Below are 15,167 nucleotides of genomic sequence, written 5' to 3'. Positions count from 1 at the left end.
CATGTACGCCATCGCTACGCAGTCAAACTAACCAACTACTGCGGCAGGACTCACACCTGCAAGACACTGAGCAGCTTTCGACTCGCTCAGAACGGAATATCGTCGTCCATATCCTCGAAGCCGTTCGAGGCCGGCTGCTGCGGACGGCGCGCGGCGCCACGCTGCTGGCCGCTACCGCCCTGCGCGCCACGGCCGCCATAGCCGCCGCCCGACGATTCACGTTGATAACCGCCGCCGCCACCGTCGTGGCCGCCTTCATCGCCGCCGCTGCGCTGGCGCGAACCCAGCATCTGCATCTGGTCGGCAACGATCTCAGTGGAGTACTTGTCCTGGCCGGACTGATCCTGCCATTTGCGGGTGCGGATGCGGCCTTCGATATAGACCGACGAGCCCTTGCGCAGGTACTGGGCTGCGATCTCGGCCACCTTGCCGAACATCGCTACACGATGCCACTCGGTGGCTTCCTTCATCTCGCCGGACTGCTTGTCCTTGTAGCGATCGGTGGTGGCAATGCGAATGTTGGTGACCGCATCGCCGCTGGGCATATATCGGGTTTCCGGGTCTGCACCCAGGTTGCCCACGAGGATGACCTTGTTTACGGATGCCATGATCCTTCCAATTTAATGTACGAGGTTAATTGACCAGACCCAACGATCCCAGAGCTTTTGCACTCCGGTTGCGCGGTCCATGATGGGTGCACCGCTCTTCTTGTCGAAGGCCGGCACTTTTTCCCGATGCAGTCTTCTGACGGCAATCCGGTCCCCAAGCTTGCAACGAGCGTCGGCCAGCGCATCCTTAAGGCCTTCGCCTTGAAGGATTTTCTCGCCGGTGGTCGTTGACAGCTTCAGTGCGAACGACGTGTAGGAACGAGGCCCGCCCTGCTTTCGGTTAGGGAACGTCATCTCGCCCCACTCGAGCAGCTCACCTACGGTGTAGGTTTGCGAGGAGGCTTGCGCCGGCGCCACACTTCCGGAACCGCTGCTGGCCACCTCCTGTCGACCACCACGTTCCGCACTGGGCGCGGAACGAGTCGGCCGCTCGCGGCGGCGGAGCTCCGGCTCCACAGCAGCTTGCGCAGGCGCCGGGTAATCAGGCGGGTTGCCGTCCTGAATGACGCTCGCAGCAACGTGTTCCAGCGACATGTCGACATGCTCGCTGACCTTCTTCCACCGGGGGAAGACTTCAGGCAGCAGCTTGTCGCCATACGGCGTGCGTTGGAGCCGGTGTTCGAACACACCAACGAAGTGAACCACACGATCACTTTCCTTCCGAAGCAGATGCGGGACACCGTGAACATAGAACTGCCGTTCGTTCGCGTCCCCTCTCCCAACGGGAATCGGATCGGTGCTGTCCCCTCGTTGCTCAGGGTTCAGGACAGCGGCAACGCGCTTGATGAAATTGAGCCAGGACATGTTTAGAGAAGTGAGCCGCAGCACAAGCGACGGACCGCTTCAAGGTCCTCGCGCAGGCGGCGGTGGTTCAGAATCACGTCTTGCAACGTCTCGGGGTCGACCCCCGATACTGCGCAGACGTACGTATAGGGCAGTGCGCCGTTCCAGTATCCAAAGATCCAGCCCAGCGTCATGGAGTACTCCTCCCGGTCGAGCGTGCGATTGCGCATGCGGGCACGCAGCATCTCGGCGCAATCGATCAGGGACTCGGGCATGTTGTCGCCGCGCCTGCTGTCGCAGGCCAGGCTGATCAGGGCGTCGACCATTTTCTCCCGCACCGACTCGCTCCAGAGGGACGGGTCAGGCAAGGGGTCGAGCTTGGGGGGCGGCACCTCGATAGCGGCTGCTTCACCGAAGAAGTCCAGCTGCCATCCGGCGGTTGTGGTTTCCATGATGGTCTCCGGGTAGGCACCCGACAGACCCACCTGGCGGCGGGTATCGGATACCCGCGACAGGTGAAAAGCGCCGCCCAGAGGGGCGGCATGGGAATTAGGAACGGTCGTGCGTTCCTGTCCGGCGAATAGGCGTTACCACGGCCGAGCGCTCGTACTGGCGCTCGGGCTCCGGCATCTCCTCAGCTTCGGGCTTCAATTTGGACAGGTTGTCCGGCATCGAAACCTTCGGTGCAGCGGGAATTGCTTTGGACCAGGCAACACCCCTGTGATACAGGAACGAGAGCCCGACGACGGACACAAAGGCACCGACGATGAACGACTGCGAGGCCACATACAGCACCATGCAGAACATGAAGAGTTGGAACGGGCGCTTGATGAGGTTCGTGACAAAGGATTCCACGGTTTCTCTCCAGAAACAAAAAAAGGGAATTCCTGGCGGATGCCAGGCGATTATTCGATGCTCGGGCGAGCAAGGAATCTCTGGAGGGAAGCTGCAGCGCTTCAACGTACTTGCGTCATGCGGTAGTGCATGGCGGAAGCGCGCTGGCGTGGATGAGGGGCTGCTGCATTGGAGCGCTGGGTAACCCTAGGCTCATGTCGATGCGTGGTGAACGCTGAAGTCCCTCCGATCCTAATTGGACTTTGCTGTCGGTAAGCAGCGGAAAGCTCACCAAAAACACCCCGCTTATTGAAAACTGGGCCTGAGCATGCTCATCGCTGCTCGGCCTCGCCACCGCAACCCTGCGCTCTTAGAACGGGCGTGTCGCGGCAAACGCACCATGACGCGCAGATATTCACCTCTCTTATTTCTGTTGTAAGCGTTATTTAATTCGACCCCTCACCTTAGGGGTAAACCTCTACATCTGATCGCCGTCGAGGCCGATATGGACTGCATAAGCAACCAGCTTTCTGCCACTTCCGACGAAAGCCACCCCTAAAAGAAGCGCTTTCTCCGGACAATCCGGCTGTCTCGTTTCGTAAGCTCCTCGAGTTCACTTGACAACGTTTTAGGGTCGTTACGCTGGTTGTCAGGGTCCATTTCCGAGAGCAAAGAATGCCGCAAAGCCAAGACAAGCCCAAAGAGAATCCGGCCGTACAGGCGGACATCGTCAATTTCCCTTTGCAACCCGACGCCTCACGTGCCGAATTTGCACTGCGTAGAGCGCTAGGTGGCGCAGCGGTGAACGAGGATTCGTTCAGCCGGCTACTCCAATGCGTGCGTAATCTGCAGCGGACAAGGGACAAGATCGAGCGGCTACTTCGCGACCAGGGCGCCGATCTCCAAGAGATGCATGACCACACCACCGAGATTGCCCTCGGTATGTATGGCGACACCAGAGTCGCTCGCACGCGTGCATGGGAGATGTTCTATACGATCGCCGAAGAGGTCTTGAGCCTGACACGCAGCCAGGCCCATTTACAGCTGAACCTGTACAGGCGCTTTCTGCAACACAACGGCGCACTCACGAAACTGAACATCGGTGAGCTGATGATTCTTCGCCGTAGTGACTACACCGCGGAGGAAATCGACGCCGTGATCGAGTTCAAAGAGAACGATCCGGCGTATCGACGCAAGGACATTCGTGAGTTCGTTGAACGACTTCGCCGCAAACAGGAGGAAGTTCTCGATGTGCAGTCCAAGCTCGACGTCGCCACAGCCGAACTGGCAAGCACCATCTCGGAGAATGCGGACAAAGACCACGAGATTCGACGTCTCAACACCGAGCTGTCCCGCTTGACGGCCGAGCGCGATACCGACCGTCTGACACTTACCCAATTGCGGGAGGAGATGACCAGACAAAACTCCAGTTACAGCGCGCTCGGCATGCAAGTCGCAGACCTGGAGCGGGAGAAGCGCGAGCTTCAGGAGCGCATCGCATTTGCGAAGGGTAACGACCGCCCTGAATCAATCGAAGTGCCCATCGTTCCCCCAGGCTATGCAACGTTGGAAGACGCATTGGCAGCCAAGAACGAAGAGCTTGCGACCGCCAAGACCGAACTGAACAACGTCATCTCTCAGCGGCACAGGATTGAAGAAGAGATAGCCGAGCGGACCGCGGTCCTGGACAAGCGAGCCCGAGCCCATGACGAGCTGGCAAAGCTAGTGGATGCGTTCCGGCAGGCGGTCTCGAGCTTTGCGTCGGCCCAGTTGACGGTGCAGATGGCCGGCGACATTTCCGAATTCCGCCCGACCCTGACAGTCCTCGACGGCATCGTCGGCCGTCTCCAATCCGAAATTCGCTCTGCGATCAAAGCAAAATAGGAGCAACGACCCATGCAACCGCTTTCCCCAACCGCTGAGTTCGAGCGCCTGCAACTTACCCGGATGACGTGCGATCGTATTCGCTCGGCAAACTATCACCTCACCGACCACCTGGCCGAACTCCTGGGGGCGCATCCCGAGCTTGAGCAACCCCTGTACATCAGCAAAGCCGCCGTCGATCGGGTGCGCAAAGCTGAGGCGACACAGCGGGACTTGATGGGCACGCCGTTCCTCGTTGTCGTGCCCACGCTGTCCGAGGTACAGGATTGGCGGTGCCTGGCCGAAAATACTACAACGACCCTGGCCGTCGACGCATTGCGCTCGCAGATGCCCGTCTGGAGCAACGACGACAAGCTCCGGTTGTTCTACAACAATCGCCATTACATCTGGCTGATCGTTGAACTGCTGCACGTCAGCATTCTGGCCGCGCCGCTTCTCGGAATCACCAAGGAGCTGGCAGATTACCTGCGATCTCTCCCGCAGCATGTGCTCGACATGGCCATCGCACGGGTCGACTTTCCGATCTTCCGTTGGCGCTTGCATAGCAAGACCTTCTGGGTCGACTTCGACTCGAAACGGCTGGGACCGGATTCCAATGGCCATCACTTCCTCGCCTCTACGCCGATGCGCGCCGACCGTATGGCAACGAAGCATAGCTGGACCAATCTCAGGTTGGAGCCGTTTCAAAAGAAGGTGTACAGCGAGATGATGGTTCGTAGTCACTGCCGAGCTTCCACAATCACGTCCCTGCTGGGGATTACCTCCACGCGCACGCGAACGCTCTTTCAGCAGATCCATGGGAGGTCCTCGCCATCGGGGCAGCTGCCTACCTCGACCGCATGGTACTTCGAGCATCCGACGCATCGGCTCCAGGCGACCATCATGGTTTCGCTATACCGCATCGCATTGGCCTTCGGAGCCAACGTCCCCGAGGCCTTCATCTCAGCCTATAACCTCTTCGACAAGTTCTTCGGAACTACCTCGAAAATCTCAGCGGACCGTGCGTGCCACATTTGCCGGACCATGTCCACCGACGCACAGCTGGAACTCGCACCCTGCAGGGTCTGCAGGACCCCCTATCTCATTGCGAATACTGCGCCGCGCATTGAACTCAGCCATGCGTTCTCCTGCCCAGGCTGTAGCGGAACGTTGGGTGGTCACAGTGGATCTCTTCGTCGTCGCAAGTAAGCGAAGGAAATTTGGAATGCACACCTTCATCCTTTTCGTCTTGCTCTTTGTGGTACCCCCGATTCTGGCCTACCGACTGGCTCGTCGTTGGGGCAGGAGCGGCTTCAAATGGGCGGTGATTTGCTTTTGCACGCACTACTTCGGCCTGCTCCTACTCATTCTTCTGCCGTCAAAGGCGACGCCGACGCTTCAGAACTATCGGCTTGCAAATCCTCAATGCGCAACGAAGCACGGGATGTGCTGCAACTCCTGCGGTTCCCGCAGCATTCGCATCTGGCGCAAGCAATGGATGCTCTCGGTGAAGCAGTACCACGTCTGCAACCACTGCGGCCAGACGCTCTACACCACCTGATCAGATACCCCCCAACCAAGGGGTCAAGTTCTCGCTAAGCTTGCCGTCCTATCTCCTGTCCGATCGTGTATTCTCACGCCCGGCTGGGGATTGGCGGCACTTGACTTCTTGCGCAAGCCGGTAAGCTAAAAGTAACGGTCGATCCCCGGCCGGTCCAAAGTCAGAGGAAGAAAAGAACATGCAACAATCCAAACTCGCTCTCTCGGCCCTGGTCACGGCCATGACGCTCGCTCTCGCCGCGTGTGGCGGTGGTGGCGGAGGTGATGACGGTGGCTCCAAGCAAGACCCCAGCACCCCGACCACGCCGACGACACCCCAGGACCCGACATCGGTTCCGCCTGCTACCACTGCTCCGGCGACGACGTATCCCAGTGGGGATCAGCGGCTCGCGGCCTATGATGCCTTGAACGCGCTCCGTCTTAAGTTGGGTGTTGGCGCCCTAAGCCAAGACGCCAAGCTTGACAACGCCGCAGATAACCATCTTGCCTACATGAAGGCTAACAGTGCAACGGGTCACCTAGAAGTTAGCGGAAATGTTGGTTTCACTGGTACCACCCCCTATGACCAGGTAGTTGCTGCAGGCGGTTCCAAGAACCAGTGGATTGGTCAAGCCGTTTCGAGTGGAGCGCCTGACGCGGATGCTTGCGTCTCGGGTCTTAAGCGCTCCGTATATCATCTGCAAGGTATCACCGGAAACCAAGAAGCTGTGGGGTTGTCAGTACGGGATAGTCGCTGCGTCATCAATTTCGGGGTAGTTACGGGTGCCAACGGTGGCGGGTACGGATTGCCCCAATGGGGCGGGCAACAAATGTCGGCAAACGCGGTGGCCTACTATCCCGCAGACAATGACGCCGTATTTGGCACTTTCTTCCCTGCTACGGAAAATCCCAATCCGGCGCCCGACCTTGCCTCTGCAGGACATCCGATCATGTTCCGCGTGCCGGCACCGGCAGCATCCGATGTCCTCACAGTGTCATCTTTCACACTGGTTGGCCCCGGCGGTACCTCTGTTCCTGTTCGCGTTCTCGTTCCGTCTAACGCTAAGCCTGGCTCTGTCGCAGGTGTGATCGAGGACACTGGTATCTATGCTGGTGTGGTCTTCATGCTGCCGACACAACCTCTGACGGCTGGAACTTACACCGCGACATTCGCTGGTGCTCGCAATGGTGTCGCTATCAGCAAGTCCTGGAGTTTCACGGCTTTCTGAGCTTACGAGCCGCACCGACTGCGCAAGATGCACAGTAAAACAAAAGCCCGCGATTGCGGGCTTTTTTTTGGTTCTTCGCAGAAAACCGTGGCCAGAAAGAGCACATTTTGTATGCTGATGCCTGTTTCTTCAGGTATCAGGAGGATGTGTGCTGGATCGCAAGACGCTGCAAGCGTTGGGTTGCTGGAAGGGCTACCGGCTGGAGCGCGTGGTATGGCCGGAGGGTGAGAGCCGTACGCTGTCGTTGTACTTGAAGCCGGTCAGCAAGGTCATGCATTGCGAGGAGTGTGGCGCGCGCTGCCATCAGGTGCATGAGACGATGGTCAGGCGAGTCCGGGACCTTCCGCTCTTCGAGTATCGGGTCGTACTGCACGTGCCGCGCCGGCGCGTTTGGTGCGAGCGTTGCGGCGGTCCGAGACTGGAGCGGCTGGAATGGCTTGGGCGCTATCAACGCGTGACGGCCCGCCTTGCCCAGGCTTGCGGCCACTTGTTGCGCCACTGCACGGTGCAGGCGGTGGCGGCCTTCTACGATCTGGGCTGGCACACAGTTAAATCGATCGATAAGGCCCGCTTGCGTGAGGCCGTGGCGGAGCCGGACTGGTCCAATATCCGCTACCTGGCCATGGATGAGTTTGCACTACACAAGGGGCATCGATATGCCACGGTGGTAGTCGATCCCATTGGGCGGCAGGTGCTCTGGATCGGACAGGGACGCTCACGCGAGACCGCCCGAGCCTTCTTTGAGCAGCTCCCCGCCGGCGTTGCGCAGCGCATCGAGGCCGTCGCCATCGACATGACGACCGCGTATGAGCTGGAGATCCGGGCGCATTGCCCGCAAGCAGAGGTGGTCTTCGACCTGTTCCACGTGGTAGCTAAGTACGGGCGTGAGGTCATCGACCGAGTACGGGTGGATCAGGCCAATCAGCTGCGGCACGATCGGCCGGCCAGACGGGTGCTCAAGTCCACACGCTGGCTACTGCTGCGGAATCGGGAGAACTTGAGCGCCCCCCAGGCGGTTCATCTGGATGAGGTCCTGGAGGCGAACCGGCCATTGCTGACAGTCTATCTGTTGCGCGACGAGCTAAAGCGGCTATGGTTCTACCGCCGCCCGGCGTGGGCGCAAAAGGCTTGGGAGCAATGGTGCGAGCAGGCTCGGCAGAGCCGAATACCTGCCCTGGAGTTGTTTGCGAAGCGCCTGCAAGGCTACTGGCATGGCATCTTGGCCCGCTGCCGCCACCCGTTGAACACCAGCGTGGTCGAAGGCATTAACAACACCATCAAGGTCATCAAGCGCCGCGCGTACGGCTATCGCGACGAGGAATACTTCTTCCTCAAAATCCGCGCAGCCTTCCCCGGAATTCCTCGATGAACCTTTTTTTTACGCCGGGAATGTCGCTCGCCGCTACTTGCAAACCTCGTAAGCAGACGAATTACCGTAGTTGCCGTTGCCGATTTCCGATCTCTTCCAGGCACCCAAGCGGTACTGAGTCGTTGCAAGTGCAGCCATCGCCTTATTGAAGAAATCCTGCTGATCGGTGATTTCCGAGTTCGACCAAAATCTGGACCACACTGGTGTATAGCCACCATCGTAGACGGCAATTCCATGCCCAGCACACCCACCATCGGCTGAGCAGTTGCCCATTGGCCCGATAGTGATCCCAATGGTAGGGTACAGAAATCGGCATGTCAGCGGAGGTGGCGGCGGCGGCGGCGGAGGCGGGGGCGGATCATCCACCCTGCAGTATGGCAATTTTCCCGGCTCCCGATACCAGTGGTGTCCAGGTCTACAGTCTGCCACCGTCATCGGCGGTGCTGGGAACGAGTACAACTGCGCGTTCGCTGCAGAAAACTCGGTCATTAGTATGTATGCCAATAGAACTCTTTTCATCGATCCATCCAGGTTCTAGAACATGCATCCGGTTGTGACCGTCCCGACAAGTTGCCCCCCAATTGCACCAACGTCGTTGCCGCTATACCATGCGGCTGGAGAAATCGCACTCGCCTGCGCATACCAGTACGTGCCGTAATCGTTCATCGCAAAGTAAGTCCCCTCAATGGGGGGCATCACGTTCCCTGTAATATTCACCATCTGCTGCTTCGGCGTGTAGAGCGCCCATGCGGTGCCGCCCGGGCAGTAGTCCTTGCCGATTGTCATTCCATCGGTCACGTTGTCGTACTTTCGCGTAACGGACATATTGCCGAGCGCATTGTTGATCGCCACATAACGATTGCCCTTGCAGATGTAGCCGACATTGGTCGAACCCGTTGCCAACTGGCCGTTGTTTGCGCACGCCATCCCTTCGTAGACGTTCGCCACCGCGGTGCCGATCGGCTGCCAGACGCCGCCGAAGCAGATCACGAAGCCCGTGCCGGTGGTGCTCCTGCGCGTCGATGGTTCCACGTTACACGCCGAGCCGGACGCGGCGGTGTTCGTGATGTAGGTCTCGCCATTGCTCGTCAGCGCCGTTGTGGCAGTCACGCGCCTTGCGTTGTTCACGTCGTTGCCGCCCATGTCAAGGGAGGTCTGCATCCGGTTCAGTTCGGGATGACCCGGCACCTGAACCCGATAGAGGTAGCCGTTGTTGGCCTGCGTGCCGGTAAAGGCGAGCAACGAAGCCAGCCGGCCGCTTCCGGGGTTGGTGTAGTTGGCCAGCGGCACCTGCCAGGCGCCGTAGGCTCCATAGGCATTGCTTGCCACCATCGTCGGGTCCCCGTTCTGCCCCGGGTACGGCACGAACCCACCCTGTGCGCCGGCCTGGGCCGCGATCTGGACCAGCTGGCGCGTGTCCGAGATCGGCCTTCCGCCCTGCGACGTCACCAGTGCCTGCAGCGTGTTCGGCGTAGGCTGAAGGACCTGGAGCAGCCAGGTCTGCCCGAATACGTTCGTCGCAGAGAACCCTGCCGGCAGATAACCGCCGTTGGCGAGCATCGCCGGGGTGACTGAGACCGGTACGCTGGCAGTGGCTTGCGCGGCAAGCGTCGCGGCTTCGTCCTGCACAAACTGCAATGCTGCCTTGTCGAAGACTAGCATTTGGGTGGCTGCGGCCGCCGTCTGCACGTTGGTGACGCCGGCTTTTGCCCAAGTCGCGAAGCCGGCGATGCTCAGCATCGACAACATCAGCGCGACGAGATAACCCAGTATGGCTTCCATTCGAGTCTCAGGTATTCAGCTGGACCCAGTGGACCAGCGTCCCAACAGGAATTGACGCCGGCACGCTGTATGCCGTGCCGGTCGCGAGATTGACGGCAGTGCCCTGACTGCGGACCCGGAACCACGCCACGCTGCCTTCCGTGCTGTTCAGCAGCACCGCGCCTGCGCCCGGGGCGACGCGCACGAATCCATAGACATCCCTGCCGCCAGCGGGGTTGGCCACCGCCATGCAGCCCGCGCCTGCAGGCGCCGCCATCCCGGCCGGTAGCATTGGTGCCACACTCGCCCCGACGAGACCGGGCGTTGCGCCGGCGGTCGAGACACACGCGGCACCATAGGCCTGTGCCTGTTGCGCGGTCACCGCGGCAACGGACTCCATGCGCCCGGGCACACCGGCGCCGGGGACTGCCTGCGACAGCTGTCGACTTTGCGCAACGATGCCCATGCAAAACAGCACCGTGACTAACGGCAGGATGAGGTATCCCATGCTCGTCTCCAAGATCCCGGCGTCAGGCCGCGATCATCACTGGAAGGTCAGCGCAAAGGCCGCGGTGGCACTGCAGGCTGCGCCAGCGGTAACCTGGTCCGGCAGGTTGCTCTGGTCGAACGTCGTCGTGCCAACGGTCAAGGTCACGTAGTCCTTAAGGCCGAGTGCCGCGCTAACGCACTGCTTTGCCGTTTGCGCGTTGCCACCACCGAAGGTAATCACGCCCCGCGAGCCATTGTTCGCCGAAGCCAGCGTGACCGCATTTCCCCAGGGATCGACCAGCGCATTGCCGCGGACCATGTCGGTGGGAAACATGCCGCCGGTGATCATCGCTGCGATGTTGGCCGTCGTGAAGTTGGTATAGCCGTTGTTGCCTTGGGAGAACCCGGCACGGGCGTTAGTAATCAGCTGCGTGATATTGGTTGCCACCACGCTCGCCTTGTGGTTCTGGAAGCCGTTGTAGCCGGCATAAGCGATGCCTACCAGTGCAAGCAGGCCCAAGACAATGGCGACGACGCGCCCGAGAATGCCATCCATGTGAAACTCCTATGCTGTTGAACACGCCAAGATTTAGAACTTGCCCATCGACGACGTGAGGATCGATGAGAGAGAGTTGGAACCCAGTTGCAGCACCACGAAGGCGAGGAACATCAGACCGGTGAAGGCCGCCGACATGAACATGCCTTTGGCGAGCAATTGCCGCTCGATGACCTCCGCGTTCTGCCGCACGGCGACCGTGATCTTTTCGGTGAAGTCATCGAACCCAGCATACGCACCGATTTCGTCAATCAAGTCCATCGATGGGAAGCCATACCCGGTCTGCCGCATCGCCTCCGCCAGGTCCAGGCCGTCGGTAAGTCCCAGACGGATGGGCTTGAGCCGTGACGCCATCCATGGCGAAGCGGTCTGGATCTGCCCCTCCAAGGCGACCACGTCAGGCACGTTCGCCCGCAGTAGCGCTACAAACGACCTGAGCCAGGTGAATCCGTTGATCTCGCGATACACCGTAAAGGGAAAGACATGCTGGTCAAGGAAGCGCCTGCCCGAGCCGTTCCATCGGGGTAGCGCCCACCAGCTCCATATCGCATAGGCACCCAGGCTCCCGAACAGGACTGGCGCAGGCCACCCCACCGCCAGTTGACCCATCCAGTACATGGCATAGGCCCAGTCCGTCCACTGGTCCAGCGGCACGAAATCCAGAAACTGCGGCACGATCTGGGCGCCGATCAGAAGCAGCACCGCGTATAGCGTCAGCAGGTAGACCGTTGGAGCAAAGAAGCTGGCCTGCAACTTCTGACGCAGCCGCGTTGTCTGCTCGCGCACGTCAAGGACCAGGCGCATGGCTTCCGGCAACTGCCCGGCGCGTTCGCCGGCATCCAGCACGCTGCGCTCCAGATCGCTGAGCCCCGCGCCCATCGCCGCCATCAGGGTCATGCCGTCCCGGACCTTTCGGGCGACGTCATGCGCTGCCTCGGCCGCTCGGTCACGCCCCCGTCGGACCAGCCGTTCGCGGAAATCCTCCAGAATCTGTGCGAGGCCGAGTCCGTTTTCAAGCTGGCTCGATGCCTGCTGGTACAGGCGTCGGCGCATGCTCCAAGATAGTCCGCTCATAGCTCGTCCCTGTTTGGTATCGCCTCAACACTGCGTTCGGCATCGACCGGCGAGAGGCGGCCCGCCAGCACCAGATCCATCGCATGGGCGATCATGGGCTTATCGGCGCCGGCGCGCTTACGATGCTTCCGGCGGGCCACCAGCACCCCTTCCTTGATGCAGTCCTGCATCAGGGCCTCGCTTGTCACCACGACTTCGGCCACGGCCTGCTGGCCGATGATGGCATCGCCATGGCAATGGTCGCAACCTGCGCCGCGCACACGCACTTCCGACAGATCGCCCCACGTGCGCATGGCACGCAGCATGTATTCCGGCAGGCGTTCCGGCGCGTCTTCCAACTTCACGCTGCAATGCGGACAAAGCAACGGAACCACGCGCTGTGCAATCAGGCCGATGATCTGGTTGTGGTTGCAGATCACCTCCATGGCCAGACGGACGTGGTCCAGCATCACCAGACGCGAGAATGTTTCGAAGGGATCCGTCACGTGCAGGGTGGTCAGCACCAGGTGACCAGTCGCCGCGGCTTGCAGCGTGGCCACCGCTTCCTCGACACCACGGATTTCGCCGAGCAGGATGGCATCCGGGTCCATTCGCAGCGTCATGCGCAGCATCTCGGGGAAGCGTTCGCTCTCCGTGGTCAGCTGAATCGCCCAGTCCATCGGATACTCGGTCGGGTTCTCGATCGTGACGAGACGCTTCTCGGGGAACATCCTGGCCTGATGCCGCGTGCACTCGAAAAGCGTTGTCGTCTTGCCGCTGCCCGTCGGTCCCGTCACAACCACCACGCCCATGGGCCGTCGCAGCAATTGCGAGATCAGTTCCACCTGGAGCGGGCGTATATCCCATCTGGCCAAGCATGAAGTCGCCCGAAGGGCTATTCGGCGTGCTCAGGTCCAGTCGCTTCGCCGCGTCGATCGCGTCAGCCTTGCGTGCGCCTTGGTGGTGCTCGCGGTACTGCAGCCGCGCCACGAGGAAGCCTCCGCCGCTCTCCACTGGATAGGCCGGCCCTCGGACGATCCGGACGCTCGAGAGGCCGGTGCCAGGCAGTGCATCGCCCGCAATCTGTGCGTCCTGCACGTCCAGAGGGTTGTAGGTCGCGGCTTTCACGGTCGCCAGACCGGTATACATGGCACGCACCAGCCGCTCCCCCTCCTCGCGTCGCATGGACAGCGCGCCGACCGTGCGCAGGTCGCCCTGCACCCGTACCTGAATCTCGGTATGGTGCTCACGCACCAGAACGTGGATATCCGAGGCGATCAGCGCCGCGCAGTCGGCGACCAGCTGGCGCGCGAGGCTCAGCGTCTGGAGGTCCGCATCCTGCTGCTGGCCAGAGCCGCGCTGCTGGCGCAGAACCGCCAGTTCCTGGGCGGAGACTTTGCGCACCTGAGGCGCTGCACCGCTGCGCCGCACCTTGGCTTCCCACGTCAGAAAGCGTGGGGTGCCGAAGTGGCGCGCATCCACGTATATGTCACATGCGTGCACGGCAAGGGCCTTCTGGACGGTCTCGCTGGTGAGTCCATGGTCCAAGGCGAGGTCTTCCACGTAGAGGCCCGTGTCCGCTACGCGTTGGCGCAGCGCTGCAGCCTCGTCCGGCGCAAGCAGGTTCAACGTACATGCCACCTTCTCGAAACTGCCCGCGAGCGTGCGGGGATAGAGGATATGCGGCGCCAGCACCTCGGGCGGGGGCGGCAGCGTCAGCATGTCGGACTTGACCGATGGCTCCGCTCGCGTAGCGACGGTCGCGGCGCGGTCGCCCTTGCGAGCGGCACCGCCCCACAGGCGCGAAAGTGTCCCGGTCATCATGGCTTTCCTTGGTGTTGAGGCTCCGCAGCGGGCGCGGCATTTCCGTTCCGTTGGGCGTACAGCTTCCCCACCCCTTTCCATGTCTGCGTCGCCGCTTCGTAGCTGACTTCGGTCAGCCGCAAGCCAGCCACGTTATCGAGACCAGCGCCCATGCCCAGCCACGGCGGCGTGCCGAAATTGATGTCCGCGGTCATCACGAGCCATGGATCGACAGGCGTCTTGCCATCCGAGGGAAGCAACGCCGGCGGCATCGTGACTTGCAGCGCCATGCCGCGCGCCTGCGCATAGGTCCAGATCGCGCGCTGGGCCTCGCCAATGGCGGCGATCTCGGACGGGGACGGCAGGAAAGCCGCCCGGGCAACGGCGGTTGCGTTCGCCTGGTTGCCATCCGCCGACAACGAGCCGGGTGCGTTGGCAGCCACGCCACCCTCTCGCTTCCAGCTTGTCTCGATATGCAGCGTGGTCGCCGTCGCTGGCTTGCAGCGCCAGGCAGCCATCGTCCAGCCACTCTCGGCAAGCGTCTGCCCATCCCATGCCCGCCGGCATGCCTGCAGGAAAGCCGACGGCGATGCTTCCTCCACCCACGGCAGTGTTCGCGGGCGGGCGGCTTCGCTCAGGCGCTGCGCAGCGGCGATGGCACGCTGGCGCGCCCGCTGGGCCTCGCGCTCGGCTTCCTGCTGCATGTCATACCAATACCAGCCACCGCCGGCGATCGCACCGACCGCGCTCACCGCGGCCAATGCATAGGCGGTTGAGCGCCAGGGCCCCGTCAGCACATCGTGCATTGCGGAAACGCCCTTGCTCGCGCGCGCCATCGCGGCGAGGTCGCGCAGGGTGCCCTCGACCTCGGTCCAATCGCCCAGCGCACGATGGCGGGCGCGGATTGTGTCCAGCTCTTCGATGGTGCCTACCCGATCACCACCCGAGATGATGGCGTGGCCCTGACGAACTGCGACGTACCAGTAGAGGCTGTCTTGCAGGTGAAATAGGCCCATCCATGGCTGTTGATGCTGGCCGGCCACGATGGCGGCGAGCGGCTTGACGGCGGAAACCTTGACACCCGCCATGGGTTCGCAAAAGCCGCTCTGCACGGCGCCTTCGGCGCTCTGGTGCACGATCCCCCAGCGGAAGTGGCGGCCCAGTGCAATCGCGCTCGCGCGCACGGCGCTCTTGCTTGGCTGAACCTCCTCGTGCTGCCAGGTCAGCCCAATGGCGAAGACGCCTTTCAGCCCAGGAAACGACAGGATCTGAGCCATGAC

General features: G+C 61.4%; 16 protein-coding genes. 6 read left to right on the top strand and 10 right to left on the bottom strand.

The window, feature by feature from the left end:
* Window positions 1-86 precede the first annotated feature (86 nt).
* From ACOCMH_RS12765 to ACOCMH_RS12750, 4 genes are all read right to left on the bottom strand, one after another.
* Window positions 87-608, bottom strand: a complete 522-nt coding sequence (locus ACOCMH_RS12765; protein WP_427308554.1) for a single-stranded DNA-binding protein — start codon at window positions 606-608, stop codon at window positions 87-89.
* Between the two features lie 12 nt (window positions 609-620).
* Complete coding sequence (locus tag ACOCMH_RS12760; protein ID WP_240990376.1) at window positions 621-1,412, bottom strand: hypothetical protein; 792 nt, start codon at window positions 1,410-1,412, stop codon at window positions 621-623.
* A gap of 2 nt (window positions 1,413-1,414) precedes the next feature.
* The gene (locus ACOCMH_RS12755; protein WP_115683965.1) at window positions 1,415-1,843 is read right to left on the bottom strand and encodes a hypothetical protein; all 429 of its coding nucleotides are present in this window, start codon (window positions 1,841-1,843) and stop codon (window positions 1,415-1,417) included.
* A gap of 97 nt (window positions 1,844-1,940) precedes the next feature.
* Window positions 1,941-2,246 (bottom strand): hypothetical protein, encoded by a 306-nt coding sequence (locus ACOCMH_RS12750; protein ID WP_427308552.1) that lies wholly within the window; start codon window positions 2,244-2,246, stop codon window positions 1,941-1,943.
* Between the two features lie 654 nt (window positions 2,247-2,900).
* Between ACOCMH_RS12750 and ACOCMH_RS12745 the strand changes: the two genes are divergently transcribed.
* From ACOCMH_RS12745 to ACOCMH_RS12725, 5 genes are all read left to right on the top strand, one after another.
* On the top strand, window positions 2,901-4,109 hold the full coding sequence (locus tag ACOCMH_RS12745) for a hypothetical protein (RefSeq protein ID WP_427308550.1): 1,209 nt from the start codon (window positions 2,901-2,903) through the stop codon (window positions 4,107-4,109).
* A 12-nt stretch (window positions 4,110-4,121) separates the two neighbouring features.
* Entirely contained in the window at window positions 4,122-5,297 is a 1,176-nt protein-coding gene (locus ACOCMH_RS12740) for a FlhC family transcriptional regulator (RefSeq protein WP_427308548.1), read from the top strand.
* A 16-nt stretch (window positions 5,298-5,313) separates the two neighbouring features.
* Window positions 5,314-5,649 carry a hypothetical protein gene (locus ACOCMH_RS12735; RefSeq protein WP_116386364.1) on the top strand — a complete coding sequence of 112 codons (336 nt, stop codon included), beginning with the start codon at window positions 5,314-5,316 and terminating at the stop codon, window positions 5,647-5,649.
* Between the two features lie 178 nt (window positions 5,650-5,827).
* On the top strand, window positions 5,828-6,856 hold the full coding sequence (locus ACOCMH_RS12730; RefSeq protein ID WP_427308546.1) for a CAP domain-containing protein: 1,029 nt from the start codon (window positions 5,828-5,830) through the stop codon (window positions 6,854-6,856).
* Between the two features lie 148 nt (window positions 6,857-7,004).
* Window positions 7,005-8,225: an ISL3-like element ISRta1 family transposase gene (locus tag ACOCMH_RS12725; protein ID WP_427308544.1), complete on the top strand. Its 1,221-nt coding sequence runs from the start codon at window positions 7,005-7,007 to the stop codon at window positions 8,223-8,225.
* Between the two features lie 534 nt (window positions 8,226-8,759).
* On the opposite strand, the gene pilV is transcribed toward ACOCMH_RS12725, so the two are convergent.
* Genes pilV through ACOCMH_RS12700 form a run of 5 tightly spaced genes read right to left on the bottom strand, consistent with a single transcriptional unit; the run spans window position 8,760 to window position 12,929 of the window.
* Entirely contained in the window at window positions 8,760-10,007 is a 1,248-nt protein-coding gene (gene pilV, locus ACOCMH_RS12720; protein WP_427308542.1) for a shufflon system plasmid conjugative transfer pilus tip adhesin PilV, read from the bottom strand.
* A 7-nt stretch (window positions 10,008-10,014) separates the two neighbouring features.
* A complete protein-coding gene (locus tag ACOCMH_RS12715; protein ID WP_427308540.1) occupies window positions 10,015-10,494 on the bottom strand; it encodes a hypothetical protein in 480 nt (159 codons plus the stop codon).
* 36 nt (window positions 10,495-10,530) lie between these two features.
* Window positions 10,531-11,031 (bottom strand): type 4 pilus major pilin, encoded by a 501-nt coding sequence (locus tag ACOCMH_RS12710; protein WP_116342907.1) that lies wholly within the window; start codon window positions 11,029-11,031, stop codon window positions 10,531-10,533.
* 33 nt (window positions 11,032-11,064) lie between these two features.
* Window positions 11,065-12,084, bottom strand: coding sequence for a type II secretion system F family protein (locus ACOCMH_RS12705; protein ID WP_258874813.1), 1,020 nt, complete (start codon window positions 12,082-12,084; stop codon window positions 11,065-11,067).
* Between the two features lie 17 nt (window positions 12,085-12,101).
* Window positions 12,102-12,929, bottom strand: coding sequence for an ATPase, T2SS/T4P/T4SS family (locus ACOCMH_RS12700; RefSeq protein WP_427308538.1), 828 nt, complete (start codon window positions 12,927-12,929; stop codon window positions 12,102-12,104).
* On the opposite strand from ACOCMH_RS12700, the gene ACOCMH_RS12695 reads away from it, so the two are divergent.
* Window positions 12,895-13,926 (top strand): hypothetical protein, encoded by a 1,032-nt coding sequence (locus ACOCMH_RS12695; protein WP_427308536.1) that lies wholly within the window; start codon window positions 12,895-12,897, stop codon window positions 13,924-13,926. The two genes, ACOCMH_RS12700 and ACOCMH_RS12695, sit on opposite strands and share 35 nt — an antisense overlap.
* Here ACOCMH_RS12695 and pilO2 read toward each other — a convergent pair.
* Window positions 13,905-15,164 (bottom strand): type 4b pilus protein PilO2, encoded by a 1,260-nt coding sequence (pilO2, locus tag ACOCMH_RS12690; protein WP_427308534.1) that lies wholly within the window; start codon window positions 15,162-15,164, stop codon window positions 13,905-13,907. The two genes, ACOCMH_RS12695 and pilO2, sit on opposite strands and share 22 nt — an antisense overlap.
* Window positions 15,165-15,167: the final 3 nt, after the last annotated feature.

The sequence above is a fragment of the Cupriavidus sp. H39 genome (assembly GCF_050271075.1).
Taxonomy (GTDB): domain Bacteria; phylum Pseudomonadota; class Gammaproteobacteria; order Burkholderiales; family Burkholderiaceae; genus Cupriavidus; species Cupriavidus necator_B.
The sequence above is the reverse complement of the archived record's forward strand: the minus strand, read 5'-3'. Positions and strand labels throughout refer to the sequence as shown.